The 14624-nt window shown below is 58.1% G+C and carries 12 protein-coding genes; 10 read left to right on the forward strand and 2 right to left on the reverse strand.

Annotated features, from left to right (window positions below):
- Nucleotides 1–43: 43 nt before the first annotated feature.
- The 8 genes from K290_RS0124730 (at nucleotide 44) to K290_RS0124765 (ending at nucleotide 8206) form a co-directional block, all read left to right on the forward strand.
- Nucleotides 44–1042 carry a substrate-binding domain-containing protein gene (locus tag K290_RS0124730; protein ID WP_037136199.1) on the forward strand — a complete coding sequence of 333 codons (999 nt, stop codon included), beginning with the start codon at nucleotides 44–46 and terminating at the stop codon, nucleotides 1040–1042.
- A 67-nt stretch (nucleotides 1043–1109) separates the two neighbouring features.
- Nucleotides 1110–2144: an aldo/keto reductase gene (locus tag K290_RS0124735; RefSeq protein WP_028754339.1), complete on the forward strand. Its 1035-nt coding sequence runs from the start codon at nucleotides 1110–1112 to the stop codon at nucleotides 2142–2144.
- A 5-nt stretch (nucleotides 2145–2149) separates the two neighbouring features.
- The gene (gene oiaX / locus K290_RS0124740; RefSeq protein WP_051264206.1) at nucleotides 2150–3439 is read left to right on the forward strand and encodes a 3-oxo-isoapionate-4-phosphate decarboxylase OiaX; all 1290 of its coding nucleotides are present in this window, start codon (nucleotides 2150–2152) and stop codon (nucleotides 3437–3439) included.
- Nucleotides 3440–3442: 3 nt separating this feature from the next.
- Nucleotides 3443–4423 carry an aldo/keto reductase gene (locus tag K290_RS0124745; RefSeq protein ID WP_028754341.1) on the forward strand — a complete coding sequence of 327 codons (981 nt, stop codon included), beginning with the start codon at nucleotides 3443–3445 and terminating at the stop codon, nucleotides 4421–4423.
- Nucleotides 4424–4596: 173 nt separating this feature from the next.
- Nucleotides 4597–5553 (forward strand): L-threonylcarbamoyladenylate synthase, encoded by a 957-nt coding sequence (locus tag K290_RS0124750; RefSeq protein ID WP_028754342.1) that lies wholly within the window; start codon nucleotides 4597–4599, stop codon nucleotides 5551–5553.
- Nucleotides 5554–5824: 271 nt separating this feature from the next.
- Nucleotides 5825–6868, forward strand: coding sequence for an aldo/keto reductase (locus K290_RS0124755; protein ID WP_028754343.1), 1044 nt, complete (start codon nucleotides 5825–5827; stop codon nucleotides 6866–6868).
- Nucleotides 6868–7368 carry a hypothetical protein gene (locus tag K290_RS0124760; protein ID WP_210311577.1) on the forward strand — a complete coding sequence of 167 codons (501 nt, stop codon included), beginning with the start codon at nucleotides 6868–6870 and terminating at the stop codon, nucleotides 7366–7368. Before K290_RS0124755 ends, K290_RS0124760 begins: the two co-directional genes overlap by 1 nt.
- The gene (locus tag K290_RS0124765) at nucleotides 7340–8206 is read left to right on the forward strand and encodes an N-acyl homoserine lactonase family protein (protein WP_028754345.1); all 867 of its coding nucleotides are present in this window, start codon (nucleotides 7340–7342) and stop codon (nucleotides 8204–8206) included. Before K290_RS0124760 ends, K290_RS0124765 begins: the two co-directional genes overlap by 29 nt.
- A 118-nt stretch (nucleotides 8207–8324) precedes the next feature.
- Here K290_RS0124765 and K290_RS0124770 read toward each other — a convergent pair whose 3' ends face one another.
- Together K290_RS0124770 and K290_RS0124775 are read right to left on the reverse strand one after the other, a co-directional pair.
- Nucleotides 8325–9698: an NAD(P)(+) transhydrogenase (Re/Si-specific) subunit beta gene (locus tag K290_RS0124770; RefSeq protein ID WP_028754346.1), complete on the reverse strand. Its 1374-nt coding sequence runs from the start codon at nucleotides 9696–9698 to the stop codon at nucleotides 8325–8327.
- Between the two features lie 13 nt (nucleotides 9699–9711).
- Nucleotides 9712–11283, reverse strand: a complete 1572-nt coding sequence (locus K290_RS0124775) for a Re/Si-specific NAD(P)(+) transhydrogenase subunit alpha (RefSeq protein ID WP_028754347.1) — start codon at nucleotides 11281–11283, stop codon at nucleotides 9712–9714.
- Between the two features lie 235 nt (nucleotides 11284–11518).
- Between K290_RS0124775 and K290_RS0124780 the strand changes: the two genes are divergently transcribed.
- Together K290_RS0124780 and K290_RS34930 are read left to right on the forward strand one after the other, a co-directional pair.
- On the forward strand, nucleotides 11519–12292 hold the full coding sequence (locus tag K290_RS0124780; protein WP_028754348.1) for a DeoR/GlpR family DNA-binding transcription regulator: 774 nt from the start codon (nucleotides 11519–11521) through the stop codon (nucleotides 12290–12292).
- A 349-nt stretch (nucleotides 12293–12641) separates the two neighbouring features.
- Nucleotides 12642–14552 carry a methyl-accepting chemotaxis protein gene (locus K290_RS34930; RefSeq protein ID WP_037136213.1) on the forward strand — a complete coding sequence of 637 codons (1911 nt, stop codon included), beginning with the start codon at nucleotides 12642–12644 and terminating at the stop codon, nucleotides 14550–14552.
- Nucleotides 14553–14624 lie beyond the last annotated feature (72 nt).

The raw sequence follows: 14624 nt of genomic DNA on the forward strand, positions 1-14624 counted from the left end.
GAGGCGTGTTCGGGCAGTTTTTAAACCAGAGGAGATCAATAAAATGCAGACGTTTAGGAGGAGCCTGCTCAAGGCAGGTGCGGGACTGGCACTTGCCGCGGTAACACTTGGCGGACCGAAATTGGCGGTCGCGGAAGACAAGATCCGCATCGCAGCCCTGTCGTTTGGTGAGTCAGGCGAATACATGAAGGCCTGGTCGACGGAAATCAAGAACCACCCCGCCGTGAAGTCCGGCGAGGTCGAGATCACCGTCTTCGACGGCAAATACGACCCGCTGACCCAGGCCAACCAGATCGACACTGCGATCACCCAGCAGTTCAATGCGATCATCATGGCTCCGTTCGACCTTGAGGCCTCGGCACCGCCGATCGACAAGGCCGCCGAAGCGAAAATCCCGCTGATCGTGTCGGCGCTCAAGACGAAGTCGGCGAACTACACCGCGTCAATCATCGTCAACGACACCGAAGGCGGCCGCATCATTGCTGAAGAGCTCGGCAAGCGTCTTCCGAACGGGGGCAACGTCGTGCTCATGGAAGGACCGATCGGCCAGTCCGCCCAGATCGAGCGCCGCGCCGGCATCGACGCTGGCCTGGCCAAGTTCCCGAACCTCAAGCTCATTGAGAACAAGACCGGCAACTGGAGCCGCGCCGAAGGTCAGGCTCTGATGGAGAACTGGCTGCTCGCCCATCCGGGCCAGATCAACGGCGTCCTCGCCGAGAACGACGAAATGGCGCTGGGTGCTATCGAAGCGATGAAGAGCTCCGGCATCGACCTCAAGACGGTTCCCGTCCTGGCGATCGACGGTATTCCGGACGCCAAGCGCGCCGTGAAGAAGGGCGAGATGGCGGTCAGCCTTTACAAGTACGCCCGTGCCGAAGGCCAGGGCGCGGTCGATCTCGCTCTTCGCGCGATCAAGGGCGAAAGCTACAAGCCGCAGTCCGAAGTCTGGGGCTCGCTGATGGAATGGAAAGACGGCACCCAGAAGGACTACACCGTGCCGTGGCTGATCCTCGATTCCACCAACGTAGAAAAGTACATGTAATTGGACAACGGCGGACGGCCCGCGCCGGCCGTCCGCCTTACAAGACTGGGAAATAGGATCGACCACCATGTTGGAAAGAAAACTTGGAAAGACGGATGTGACGCTCACCTCGCTCGGGCTGGGAACGTCGCCGCTCGGAGGCTGCAACATCGACGTCGGCTTCCCGACATTCGAGGCGGTGGTTCTCAAGGCCTACGAGCTGGGTGTACGTTACTTCGATACGGCACCTTTGTACGGGCTGGGAAAGTCGGAACACTCCCTCGGCCATGTCCTGCGGAACAACGATCTCGTGGGCAAGGTCGTCGTCAGCACCAAGGCGGGGCGCATCCTTAAGCCGGAAAGCCGCGCCAAGCGTGCCGAAAGCCTGTATGGCATCGACTGGGTTAAGGCGCTGCCGTTCGTCGACGAGTACGACTATTCTTATGATGGCATCATGCGTGCGTTCGAGGACAGCCAGCAGCGTATGGGGATGGACCATATCGATATCCTCTATCTCCACGACGTGAGCGGCGAATGGCATCGTGAGGCGTACGACACGCATCTGTCGGCGCTTAGGGCCAGCGGCTACAGGGCTTGCGACGAGTTGCGCCGGACGGGCTCCGTCAAGGCGATCGGCCTCGGTGTGAACGAGACCGCTTCGGTCCTGCAGGTGGCGGAGGAGTTCGACCTCGACTGCTCCATGGTGGCCGGACGCTACACCCTTCTGAACCATGGCGCGCTTGAACATTTCTACCCCGAAATGCAGCGTCGCGGCATCGGCATCATCGCCGCCGGCATCTACAACTCGGGCATTCTCGCCGAGGGCAGCAAGTCGATGACGACGACGCGGACCTATGATTGCCAGCCCGCGCCTGAAGCGATTGTCCGTAAGGTCGAAGCGCTCGAAGCTGTCTGTGAACGCCACGGCGTATCGCTTCCAACCGCCGCCACCCAGTTCGTCTACGCGCATCCAGCGGTGACCGCCGTCGTCCAAGGAGCGCTGACGCGCGAGCACGTCGTGGGGAATGTTGCCGCGATCTCGACGCCGATCCCGGTGGCATTCTGGGACGATTTGAAGTCCTCGGGCCTCATCCCCGCGGCCGCGCCAGTACCGACGACGTGACTCCCATGAGGATAGAATTGGCTCAACCGAGGCCCTCTGACATCCTGGTCACTTACCGGATCGAAACGGCGGGGAGCCCTGAGGCATTGGCCGCAAAGATCGCGAGCGACCAATCCACCGGAACGTTCGTTGAGTTGCCGGGTGAGACGCCGGAGCTCAAAGCTCGGGCGGCCGCCAGGATCGTGGCGTTCGAGAAGCTGGATGTAATCGACGCGCCGTCTCTTCCCTCTGAGGGGAGAGCGTTCAATCGCGCCCAGGCCACGATCGCCTATCCGCTTGAAGCGGTAGGCACTGACCTATCGGCCCTGACGACGATTGCCCTCGGCGGCGTTTGGTCGATCAAGGGGTTTTCCGGGCTGCGGATTGTCGGGCTTGAGTTGCCGTCGGAGTTCGACGGCGTCTATCCCGGTCCCCAATTCGGCATTGACGGTTCCCGGCGACTTACGGGTGTCTATAACCGGCCAATCATCGGCACCATTATCAAGCCCGCGCTTGGCCTAACCCCGCATGAGACAGCGGATGTGGTCGCCGATTTAGTCGCGTCCGGCGTCGACTTCATCAAGGATGACGAGAAGCTGATGTCGCCGCCGTACTCCTCGTTGGAGGCGCGGGTGAAAGCTATCATGCCGATCATCCGTGACGAAGAGCAGCGCACGGGAAAAAAGGTGATGTATGCCTTCGGTATTTCCGATGTCGATCCCGACGAGATGGTCCGCAAGCACGACATGGTGGTGCGCGAGGGCGGCAACGCCGCGGTGATCAACATTAATTCGATCGGCATGGGCGCCTTCCTGTTTCTGCGTCGACGTTCATCTCTGGTTTTGCATGCCCATCGAAACGGTTGGGATCTTCTCACTCGGCACCCAGGCCTGGGGTTCGACTTCTCGGTTTACCAGCAGCTTTGGCGCCTGCTCGGCGTCGACCAATTCCAGATCAACGGGATCTCTGCCAAATACTGGGAACCGGACGACTCTTTCGTGCAGTCGTTTCATGATCTCCAAAAGCCGATCTTCGGTGACGGCGATCGCCCTCTACCTGTCGTTTGCTCGGGCCAGTGGGGCGGTCAGGCACCGGAGACGTATCGGAGGACGGGGCAGACGATAGACCATCTTTATCTCTGCGGTGGTGGGGTGGTCAGCCATCCCGGCGGGCCGTCGGCTGGCGTGAGAGCTGTCCGCGCAGCCTGGGACGCTGCAGTCGGCGGAATTGATCTCCATGAATATGCCAAATCTCACCCGGAGTTGGCGCAGGCGCTCGCCAAGTTCGGCTCGAAAACCGTATCAGAAGGAAAATAGAAGATGGAATACCGTCAACTTGGCCGGTCAGGTCTGAAAATCTCGCAACTGGTTCTCGGCTGCATGAGTTTCGGCGTCGCGGATCGCGGCAACCATGCGTGGACCCTGTCCGAAGACGACAGCAGGCCCTTCATCAAAGAGGCGCTCGAGCTGGGCATCAATTGTTTCGACACGGCCAACGCCTACTCGGACGGCACCAGCGAGGAGATCGTGGGCAGGCTGCTGAGAGAGATGGTGCCTCGTGACGAAGTCGTCATTGCCACCAAAGTTTACGCAAAGATGCGCAATGGAGCGAATGCGATCGGACTCTCTCGCAAAGCAATAATCGCAGAGGCCGAGGCGAGCCTGAAGCGCCTGGGGACCGACTACATTGATCTCTACCAGATTCATTTCTGGGACAACTCTACGCCCATCGAAGAGACGTTGGAGGCGTTGACCGATCTGGTTCGGAGCGGAAAGGTCCGCTACATCGGGGCAAGCAATTGCTACGCGTGGCAATTCGCAGGCGCGCTCTACAAGTCCGACGCTGCTGGATGGTCGCGTTTCGTATCGATGCAGGCCCAGATGAACCTCCTCTACCGCGAAGAGGAGCGGGAGATGCTGCCTCTCTGCCAAGCGGAAGGTGTGGGGATCATCGCGTTCAGCCCGCTTGCTCGCGGCCGCCTCAGCCGGCCCTGGGAGGAGAGCAGCTTGAGGTCACAAACCGACAACGTGACGGCCCGGTTCTACGGCCACGCTGACGACGCGGACCGGCAGGTGGTGGACGTCGTCGCAAAGATCGCGGACGCCAAGAACGTTTCACGATCGCTCGTCGCGATGGCTTGGCTTAACAGCAAGAGGGGCGTGACGGCTCCTATCATCGGCGCAACAAAGCTTCAGCACCTGAAGGACGCCGTCGCTTCTTTGGACGTCAAGTTGAACGACGGCGAGATCCGCGAACTCGAAGAGCCATATGTGCCGCACAGGGTGGTGGGCTTGAACTGAGTTATCTCGGGGGGCGCATTTGAAAAGTCCGGGGCAATCGGACCTTGGCTTCCGCACACGTGGACAGGTCGTTTCGATCTAGCCTTCGAGACAAGGGACGCCGGCCCACGAAGGCGTCTCGTTAGACGAGTGGACCAAGCAAGTGACGACTCCAGTATCATCGCGAGGAAAAGATGCCCGTGACCCGCCGGTTTGACGTTAGCGACAGCGCGATCGAAGCTGCCGCACATCTAATGCGAAATGGTGAAGTTGTGGCGTTTCCGACCGAGACGGTTTACGGGCTCGGAGCGGATGCCAGCAACCCAGCAGGGATTGAGCGGATCTACGAAGCCAAGGGGCGCCCCCGACATAACCCGCTGATCATCCACGTCTCCGATCTGGAAATGGCGCGCCGAATGGCGCATTTCCACCCGGAGGCAGAGGTGGTTGCTGCGAGCTTCTGGCCCGGACCCCTGACATTGCTTCTTCCGAAGAGGGCCGACGCGGGGCTTGCCTCCGCGGTCACTGCAGGCATGAACAATGTCGCGATCCGTTTTCCCTCATCCAGTGTCGCGCAACGGCTGATCCGAGCCGTTGGATTTCCGGTGGCAGCCCCATCGGCCAATCGCTCGGGTAAAATCACCTCGACACGGTTCGCAGAGGTCTCTCGTCAGTTGAACGGGCGGATATCGGGACTCGTCGAAGAAGACACATGCGATCACGGCCTCGAATCCACCATTCTGTCGCTAGTCGGGGCCCCGATCATTCTACGCCACGGGTCCGTTCCTCAGGAAGCACTGGAAGCTCTCCTCGGTCCGATGGGCGAAGACAGCATGCCCCAGAAGGTCGCGGCCCCGGGCCAGTTCAAGAGCCATTACGCTCCGGAAGCAACAGTGGAGATGAATGTCAACAACCCCGTTGGCAATATGGTTTGGATCGGTTTTGGACCGGCAAGCAAGGGCTGCGATTTAACGCTGTCCTCTTCTGGTGACCTCCAGGAAGCTGCCCGCAACCTCTACGCCGTCATGAGCGAAGCCGACGCTCTCGCAAGGCCAGGTGACGTGATCGCATTTGCCTCGGTGCCGCTTGTCGGTCTTGGCAAGGCGATCAATGACCGATTGAAACGTGCTGCCGCGCCGCGTTCAACCTAGCCGATCGCAACCAATTATGCATTGGGCAGCGCACATGCCTGCGCAAAAAAAGCTTGCATCTAAAGGTATGACCTTATACCTTACACCTCACTGATAGAGGAGTCAGAGGAGGATGTGTTCATCATGCTTTTTCTGGTGAGTGGGGCGGACATTGGCACCGCAAGGCGCGTCCTCTCATGGCGTATTTCAATGAGGGTCTTTCCCGAAATTAGGACGGCGAGGCTGAAATCACGTCGTCCCGACACTTCATATCGACATCAAGGATGAACACATGACTGAACTTGGAATTCGGCCTCTCGGTAAAAGCAAAGTACAGGTGACTTCGCTGGGGCTGGGCACCGTGCCGCTCTCTGGCTTCAACGCCGATGTCTCCTACGATGAATTCGAAGCTACCATCCTCGCTGGCTACGCGGCGGGAATACGCTACTTCGATTGCGCACCGATGTACGGCTTTGGCAAATCCGAGCATTATCTCGGTCACGTCCTCCGGGCGAACAAGCTCCGCGAAAACGTGGTGGTGAGTACCAAGGTCGGGCGCGTGTTGAAGCCCGCAAGCAGGACGAAGAAGCTCGAGACCGTCTATGGCATCGATTGGATCGACCCGCTTCCGTTTCTCGACACCTACGACTACACCTATGACGGCGTGATGCGTGCATTCGAAGACAGCCAACAGCGTCTGGGGCTTGACTATATCGACGTTCTTCTGGTTCACGACGTTGGACGTGCCTGGCACGGGGACGAAAGCGAGTTCTACTGGGATCAACTCCGTGCCTCCGGTTATAAGGCACTCGACGAGCTTCGATCCTGCGGCGCCGTCTCAGCCATCGGTCTCGGGGTCAACGAAACGGAATCCGTCGTCGGTGTCGCGCGTGAATTTCCGATCGACTGCTCGCTGATCGCCGGCCGATACACGCTCTTGAACCATGCTCCTCTTGAGGCTGCGTTCGACGAGTTGCTCCAGCGGAACGTATCCGTGATCGCGGGAGGTATCTTCAACTCAGGGATCCTGGCGACTGGAGTTGGCGGCGCCACCGCCACGTACGATTACGGCAAGGTTCCGACCGCCGTCGTCGAAAAGGTGAAGGCCATCGAAAACATCTGCTCAAGATATTCGGTGAGCCTGCCTGCAGCTGCGATGCAGTTCGTCTACGCGCATCCCGCCGTAGCCACTCTCGTCATGGGCGCGAAGAACCAATTCGAAGTTGCCCAGAACGTCAACGCTATCAACGAGGCGATTCCCCCAGCGTTCTGGAATGATTTGAAAGAGGCAAACCTTCTCCCGCCGAACGCTCCGTTGCCGACGACTGGCCGATAATGACCAGCGGTACGGTCCGCCGCAACTTCAAATGTGATGCGATCGTCGATCCTGTCGCGTTGAGCGAGGCGCGCGCAGGCTTCGAAGCGCTGGTACGGACATATGGCGAGCTCATCGCGGTGTACTCGTTCATGCATTTCGCGTCGAGGGAGAAGACTATGCGCCTCCTGGCTGGCGAACTCGCCGATCGCGCCGCCGAGATAAAGCGGTCGATTCGTCACGTGTGGTCCGTCGCACTCGGTTTTACGCGCGATACCCACGCGCTGGTTCATCTCGAAAATACCGACCGCCTACTTGTCGAGGTGGATGGGCAGCTTCAACGCGGCGTGTTCGGTTCACCCGCGACGCTGGTGGGTTTGCTTTCAAATGCGACGGCCGAACTGGATCGTTCGGCCGCTATCCTGGGCACGACGACCTTCGATACGAGCGCATGCTGTGGAGGGTCACTATTTAGACACGGGGAGGAAAACCATGGGAGCACATTCGATCTGGGTGCTTGAATACTCACGCAGCCCGGTGCACCCGGTCAGCGGAGTGTTTTATGGCGCCCACAATCAAGGCACGATGAACCTGCCGTTCGCCTACATTCTCATTAAGACAGGAGACGCCGTGGTATTGGTCGACGTCGGGCATGACGCCGCGGATTTCGGAGGCCAAATCGCCCACTCAATCGGCGTCACCGGATGGACACCTCCGGACATCGTTCTCGGGGAATGCGGGATAAGACCCGCAGACGTCACGCATGTCATCCTCACGCACGCGCACTTCGATCACATCGGCGGCCTCAAGTTCTTTCCAAATGCGAAAATTTTCATTCAGAAAAAGGAATTGGAATCCTGGATGTGGATTTTGGCAAACGGTCGCCGCTTCCGTTCATTGCAGGCGGGATTGAACCCGGCGGACATCCTCTATTTAACCAAGGCGAATATCGAAGGCCGGCTGGAGTTGGTGGAGGGGGAACGTGAGAATTTGGTGCCCGGCATTCATGTCTATCCCGCCTTCGACACTCATACGGCAGGGTCGCAATATGTGGTGGTCGAGACCGGTGATGGAGCCGACAAGTATGTCTTGTCTGGCGATGTCGTCTATACCTACAGCAATCTTACGGGCGGGGACGCAAATGACCCCTGCTTCGTACCTCCCGGCCTCGCCAATGGCAGCCAGACACGCCTGATCGAGTCCGCCGATGAGATGCTCAAAATCGTCGGCATGGACGAACGCCGCATCGTTCCCATGCACGAGGAAAAGTTGTCAGAAATCTATCCATCACGCGTGACCGATCGCGAGCTCACGCTCGTCGAGATATGTTTGGCCGACGGAGAGCGGTCCAGAGTGTGACCGATCAGGTCCGCTAACGCGAAGCCACTCAGTTCACAATCGTCCTCCCAGACGATGCGCAGAGGGAAAGGCCGGGTGTCGATGACCCCGGCCTTTTTCCAATTTCACTTCTTCACATCTACCTGAGCAAAGGGATTAGCTGGCTGACGGAGTTCTTCGCGTCGCCATAGAACATTCGGGTGTTCTCCCTGAAGAACAGAGGATTCTCGATCCCCGAATATCCGGTACCCTGTCCACGCTTCGATACGAACACCTGCCTCGCTTTCCATACCTCGAGAACAGGCATGCCGGCGATCGGCGAGTTCGGGTCATCCTGCGCCGCCGGGTTCACGATGTCATTCGAGCCGATGACAATGACGACGTCCGTCTCCGGGAAGTCGTCGTTTATTTCGTCCATTTCGATGACGATGTCGTAAGGCACCTTTGCCTCGGCAAGGAGCACATTCATATGGCCAGGCAATCGACCCGCCACAGGATGAATCGCGAAGCGCACGGTCTTGCCGGCGGCGCGCAGCTTGCGCGTCAGTTCCGATACCGCAGCTTGCGCCTGAGCCACAGCCATTCCGTAACCGGGTACAATCACCACGCTCTGCGCGTCGTTGAGCGCGGCGGCCACCCCGTCGCCGTCGATTGCGATCTGCTCGCCTGTGATTTCCATCTGCGGTCCAGCGGAGTTGCCGAAACCACCAAGTATGACCGAGAGGAAGCTGCGGTTCATGGCCTTGCACATGATGTAGGACAGGATCGCGCCCGACGATCCGACGAGGGCTCCGGTCACAATGAGCAAATCGTTGCCGAGCAGGAAGCCCGTGGCCGCCGCTGCCCAGCCGGAATAGGAGTTCAGCATCGACACTACGACGGGCATGTCGGCACCGCCGATCGCCATGACCAGATGTGCTCCGAGAAGAAACGCGATCAAAGCCATCAGATATAGCGTCCATGATCCCGCGTCGATCATGTAGAGGATCATCAACGAGAGCGAGATGACAATCATGGCCGCGTTGCACAGGTGGCGGCCGGGCAGGATCAGCGCCTTGCCGCCGACCCGTCCAGAAAGCTTTCCATAGGCAACAATCGATCCTGTGAACGTGACCGCTCCTATGAAGACCCCGATATAAATCTCGGCTTCATGAATGACTTGCTCGCCCGCAGTTGCGAACGTGTGCGCGGTGAGATCGGAATTGATGCCTATCAGCACCGCGGCGAGGCCCACAAAACTGTGCAGCGCCGCCACCAACTGCGGCATCCCCGTCATCTCGACGCGCTTTGCCAAGACTGTACCAAGGATCGCACCGACGACCAGAGCAAATCCGAGTGTCCCGGACAGCCCGACACCGGGGGCGAAAACGGTGGCTACGATCGCGATGCCCATGCCCGTGATGCCGTACCAGACGGCACGCTTGGCGCTCTCCTGACCGGAGAGTCCGCCGAGCGCGAGAATGAAGAGGACTGATGCCGCGATGTAGGCGGCGGTTTGAATTCCGTTGGTCATAGGAGCCTCCCGCTCAGGATTTTTGAAACATCATCAGCATGCGTCGGGTCACCATGAACCCGCCGACGATGTTGATGGTCGCGATCAAGACCGACAGGCTCCCGAGCAACGGCACCAGCCAGCCGGGGGAACCTATCTGCAAAAGAGCACCGAGCACGACGATCCCGGAGATCGCGTTGGTGATTGCCATCAATGGCGTGTGGAGGGAATGGCTCACTCCCCAGATCACCTGGAAGCCGACGAAGCACGCAAGGACGAACACGATAAAATGCGCCATGAAAGCAGGCGGCGCGTAGGCGCCGACCAGTGCCATAAGGAACCCTCCCGCTAAGAGCAGGCCGACCTGCGTGCGTGTAGCAGAGCGAAAGGACGCGCTTTCAGCAGCGCGTTTTTCCTCGAGCGTGAGTTCCCGTGTCTTCTCCTTGGGCTTCTGCGCGGCAATCGCCTGCACCTTGGGCGGCGGTGGAGGGAAGGTGATGTCACCCCGAAACGTCACAGTTGCGCCGCGGATAACATCGTCGTCCATGCTGTGAACGATCACTCCATCCTTGCGCGGAGTAAGGTCGGCGATCATGTGCCGGATGTTGGTGGAATAAAGCAACGATGACTGGGCTGCCATCCTGCTCGGATAGTCCGTATAGCCGACAATTGTCACACCGTTGTCCGACACCACCTTCTGATTGGCGACCGTGAGCTCGCAGTTTCCACCGCGTTCCGCAGCGAGATCGACAATGACGGATCCTTGTTTCATCGCCGCGACCATGTCTGCCAACCAAAGTCTCGGAGCATCGCGGCCCGGTATCAAAGCGGTCGTGATGACGATGTCGATCTCCGGAGCAAGCTCGCGGAACTTGGAGAGCTGCTTCTCGCGGAACTCCGGCGACGAGGGTGCCGCATATCCGCCCGTCGCTGCGCCGTCGGTCTGTGCGTCAAAGTCAAGATAGACGAACTGAGCTCCCATCGATTCGATCTGTTCGGCCACCTCAGGCCGGACATCGAAGGCGTAGGTGATCGCGCCGAGGCTGACGCTGATGCCGGTCGCCGCCAACCCCGCCACGCCGGCGCCGATGATCAGCACCTTTGCCGGCGGTACTTTGCCAGCCGCGGTGATCTGCCCGGTGAAGAAGCGGCCGAAATTCGTACCGGCTTCGATGACAGCCCGGTAGCCAGCGATATTCGCCATGGAGGACAGAGCATCCATCTTCTGTGCGCGGCTGATGCGCGGCACCATGTCCATGGCAATGACGTTCGCGCCGGAAGCTCTTGCGCGTTCGAGCAACTTTTGGTTTGCCGCGGGACAAAAGAACGAGATCAGGGTCTGCCCAGGCGAAAGCAAAGCAACTTCATCATCGGACGGCGGGCGGACCTTGATGATCACGTCGGCGGCCGCAACAAGCGCCTGCGCGCTCTCGACGATCGCGACGCCTGCCGCACGGTACGCGTCGTCTGAGATGCCAGCCCTAATCCCGGCGCCCGTCTCGACAATCGGCTCGTGTCCAAGTTTTTGAAGTTGCCGTGCGGAGTCCGGCGTCAATGCGACGCGCGCCTCACCGTCCAACCGCTCACGCAGTGCTCCTATCTTCATTCAAAATCCCTCCTGTTCCAAACAGTGCCTCAGCGCTTCCAAGCGACAATCTTCTGCGCGGCTGGGTCGGATGATGGCGGCCAATCCTCGCTCGCAGCCGGCACCTCAATAACATTAAGCGGGGGGCTTCACAAGAAAATCAAACAAAATCACACAAAAGTACGTGATTATGTTATTTTGTATTGTGGCGATCTTGATGTTAAAGGTTCGGGTTCATCGCGTCGGAGGACTGAAAATGAAGAGAGATGATCGGAGGCAGGCCATCATGGATCTGTTGGTCGAACAGAGAATGGTGGACCTGGACGACCTATCCGATCGATTTGCAGTATCCAAGATGACTATTCACCGAGATCTGGACGATCTTGAGCAGGCGGGCATGCTCCGAAAAATTCGTGGCGGGGCGACGATTGAGGCAGGAGGCCAATTCGAAAGCGATTTTCGGTTCCGGCAGCAGCAGGAGGGCGATGCCAAACGCCGCATGGCCGAAGCGGCTCTCGAACTCATCGACCCCGGAATGACGGTCATGATCAACGATGGGTCAATGGCGTCGGTGCTCGGCGAAATGCTACCGCAGAAAAGGCCGCTGACGGTGATCACCAATAATGCCGCGGTGATCGACCGGCTCAAGACGGAATCGGGCGTCAACCTGATCGCAGTCGGCGGAAGCTATTCGATGAAGTTCAACGGTTTTTTCGGCGTTGTCGCCGAAGAAACCCTGTCGCGCCTTAGCGCCGACATCGCCTTCATATCTACGCCAGCCGTTTCAGGTGCGCGTGTTTATCACATGGATGACAACGTGATCCGCTCGAAACGAGCAATGATCGCAAGCGCTGCGCGTCGGTGCCTACTGGTGAACCACAAGCGTTTCAATCACACTGCTCTTCATGTCCTGGCCACTGTCGACGAATTCGAAGTCATCATCACTGACCAAGAACCGCCGGACGGCGCCCGCGTGGCGTTAGAGCGAGCCAACGTGCCACTTCGCGTGGCATCACTCGAGAGCGAGTAAATATTCGGCGAACGACCTTTCGAATAAGGCGGGCAATGAAGCCGCTGAAATCTAGTCAGCCCCGTCGATGGCCCCGACCTTTGTCACGGCGAATGCTGGCACACACTGAGCCGTTGCGAAACTCCGCAATTGGGTAACCGCACTTGGTGATCCGGCTCACCGGACCCGAGCTTGAGCCATTGGCTTTAGTCCTTCATTGCATTCCGAGGGGAAGCGGGCGTCCTCGTCTGCATGTTCGCTGGGCCACATACATCGCCGGGCAAACCGATTTAACCACGAATTAAAGGTATTAGGTATAAGGTTATACCTTACGTTAGTTTAAAAAGATTCGTCAGTCGCGGAGGGGATAATGCGAGATATTCGGAAATTTGGCGTGGCGCTCCGTTTGTCGATCGCTTTCGGGTTGCTGCTAACCGCGATGGGAATTCTTTCTTTTTCATCAATCAATCAGGTGAATGAGATAAACGCCAAGCTCAGCCTCATTAATGGCACTAACAGCCAAAAATACAGGAATGGCGTTGATATGCTCGGAGCGGTCCGTGATCGAGCGGTCGCTTTACGCGATATTGTTTTGACCGACTCAGATACGGATCAAGCGACCACGATCGTGATGATGAGAAAGCTGCAGACGTCCTATGCCTCCAATGCGGTGGAATTGCAGAAGGCCGTAAGTTCTGACGATTCCAGCACTGCCGCTGAGCACCGTCTGGTTGACAGTCTGAAGGCATTTCAGAGTGAAGCGGAGCCACTAATTGCGGACGTTATCAAGCTGACACTTGATGGAAACAGAGAACAGGCCAAGCCACTCCTCTTGAATGAACTTCGACCCAAGTTGACGGCATGGATTGGTGGTTTGAGCAAATTGATCGATTACGAGCAAGCATTGAATCAGGGCGTGGGCGGCAAAGTCAAAGCGGCTTCTGACGAGTTCAAATCACTGACACTTACGGCCCTAAGTGTGGCTGCTTTATTTGGAATAGTCGCGGCAGGGCTCACCACCCGTTCAATCATAGCGCCTCTGGCGAAGCTTCAGCAGTCAGTCCGACAAATGATAGCCGGCGATATGCAGATTGACCGGGTACTTGAGCGACGGAGGGATGAAATCGGTCGGCTCGCCAGGCAGATATCCAGCCTCAAGACGCATATTTCAGAAAAAGCTGAACGCGATGCCACGGCGGAACATCATCGACAGGACGCTGAGCGGCAGCGGTTAGAGAAGGAAGCTGAGGAGCGCCAGCGGACTGCCGAAGAGACGAGTTCTGCCGTTGAGCAAGTTGCTGATGCTTTGAAGCAATTGTCGCAGGGCAACCTGCACATTCAGCTCAATTGGCCTTTTGCGGGGGCTCTTGAGCCGCTCAGACTGGACTTCAATTTGGCTGTCCGCCAACTTTGCGACGCGATGTCTGAAGTCAACTATAATGCACAGGCAATTGCTGCCGGCGCTGAAGAAATCCGTACATCGTCCATCGATCTCGCGACGCGGACGGAGCAGCAGGCTGTAGTTGTGGAGCAGACGGCGTCGGTCCTGGCAGATATGACAAGGCAGGTGGTGGACGCGAGCCATAGAGCACATGAAGCAGGGGTACTGGTAAGCGAAACCAAAGAGAATGTAGAGAGGTCAGGCACTATAATGCGCGAGGCTGTTGAGGCTATGTCGAAGATACGAGTCTCATCGGTCGAAATAGGCAACATCATCGGCGTTATCGATGAAATCGCCTCTCAGACAAACCTTTTGGCCTTAAACGCAGGCATCGAGGCGGCTCGCGCCGGTGAAACCGGTCGTGGTTTTGCGGTGGTAGCGCAGGAGGTCAGAGATTTGGCGCAAAGGTCTGCGGCGGCGGCAAAGGAAATCAAGTCCCTGGTTGAGGTTTCTAACATACACATAAATGATGGGGTTCAGCGCGTGCACCAAGCCGGCAATGCCTTAAGCCAAATCGTTGTTCAGGTGCAGAGTGTGAATCAAAACGTCGACGTCATTGCTCAAGTCTCTCGCGTGCAAGCTGACGGGCTCAAGGACATCAATTTCTCAGTAGGAAAAATTGAATCAGCGACGCAACAAAACGCAGCGATGGTGGAAGAGTCGACCGCTGCCGTCAACAATCTCGCGAAAGAGGCAGCTTCGCTTTTCGAGATGTTATCCAGGTTCCAGATAGACGACGGGAGAGCAAACAGTAGCTGCGCTGAACAGCCATCGTTCTCTGTGGTCCAAGCATCGTCAACGTCGATCCTGCAAAGCAGGGTCTCAAGGCTAACAGCATGATCTGCCTCTAACAAATTACCGCAGAATGAGTTAGAGGCGTAAGGAAGCGCGAATGCGCGCTCCGAGATATTC

Origin of the sequence: Rhizobium leucaenae USDA 9039, assembly GCF_000426285.1 — a bacterium.
Taxonomy (GTDB): Bacteria; Pseudomonadota; Alphaproteobacteria; order Rhizobiales; family Rhizobiaceae; genus Rhizobium; species Rhizobium leucaenae.

What these genes read in the sequence shown, in the direction of transcription:
- K290_RS0124775 (WP_028754347.1), bottom strand. Translation starts at nt 11,283, where the DNA reads ATGAAGATAGGAGCACTGCGTGAGCGGTTGGACGGTGAGGCGCGCGTC.
- K290_RS0124770 (WP_028754346.1), bottom strand. Translation starts at nt 9,698, where the DNA reads ATGACCAACGGAATTCAAACCGCCGCCTACATCGCGGCATCAGTCCTC.
- K290_RS0124730 (WP_037136199.1), top strand. Translation starts at nt 44, where the DNA reads ATGCAGACGTTTAGGAGGAGCCTGCTCAAGGCAGGTGCGGGACTGGCA.
- K290_RS0124745 (WP_028754341.1), top strand. Translation starts at nt 3,443, where the DNA reads ATGGAATACCGTCAACTTGGCCGGTCAGGTCTGAAAATCTCGCAACTG.
- K290_RS0124735 (WP_028754339.1), top strand. Translation starts at nt 1,110, where the DNA reads ATGTTGGAAAGAAAACTTGGAAAGACGGATGTGACGCTCACCTCGCTC.
- K290_RS34930 (WP_037136213.1), top strand. Translation starts at nt 12,642, where the DNA reads ATGCGAGATATTCGGAAATTTGGCGTGGCGCTCCGTTTGTCGATCGCT.
- K290_RS0124780 (WP_028754348.1), top strand. Translation starts at nt 11,519, where the DNA reads ATGAAGAGAGATGATCGGAGGCAGGCCATCATGGATCTGTTGGTCGAA.
- K290_RS0124750 (WP_028754342.1), top strand. Translation starts at nt 4,597, where the DNA reads ATGCCCGTGACCCGCCGGTTTGACGTTAGCGACAGCGCGATCGAAGCT.
- K290_RS0124765 (WP_028754345.1), top strand. Translation starts at nt 7,340, where the DNA reads ATGGGAGCACATTCGATCTGGGTGCTTGAATACTCACGCAGCCCGGTG.
- K290_RS0124760 (WP_210311577.1), top strand. Translation starts at nt 6,868, where the DNA reads ATGACCAGCGGTACGGTCCGCCGCAACTTCAAATGTGATGCGATCGTC.
- oiaX (WP_051264206.1), top strand. Translation starts at nt 2,150, where the DNA reads ATGAGGATAGAATTGGCTCAACCGAGGCCCTCTGACATCCTGGTCACT.
- K290_RS0124755 (WP_028754343.1), top strand. Translation starts at nt 5,825, where the DNA reads ATGACTGAACTTGGAATTCGGCCTCTCGGTAAAAGCAAAGTACAGGTG.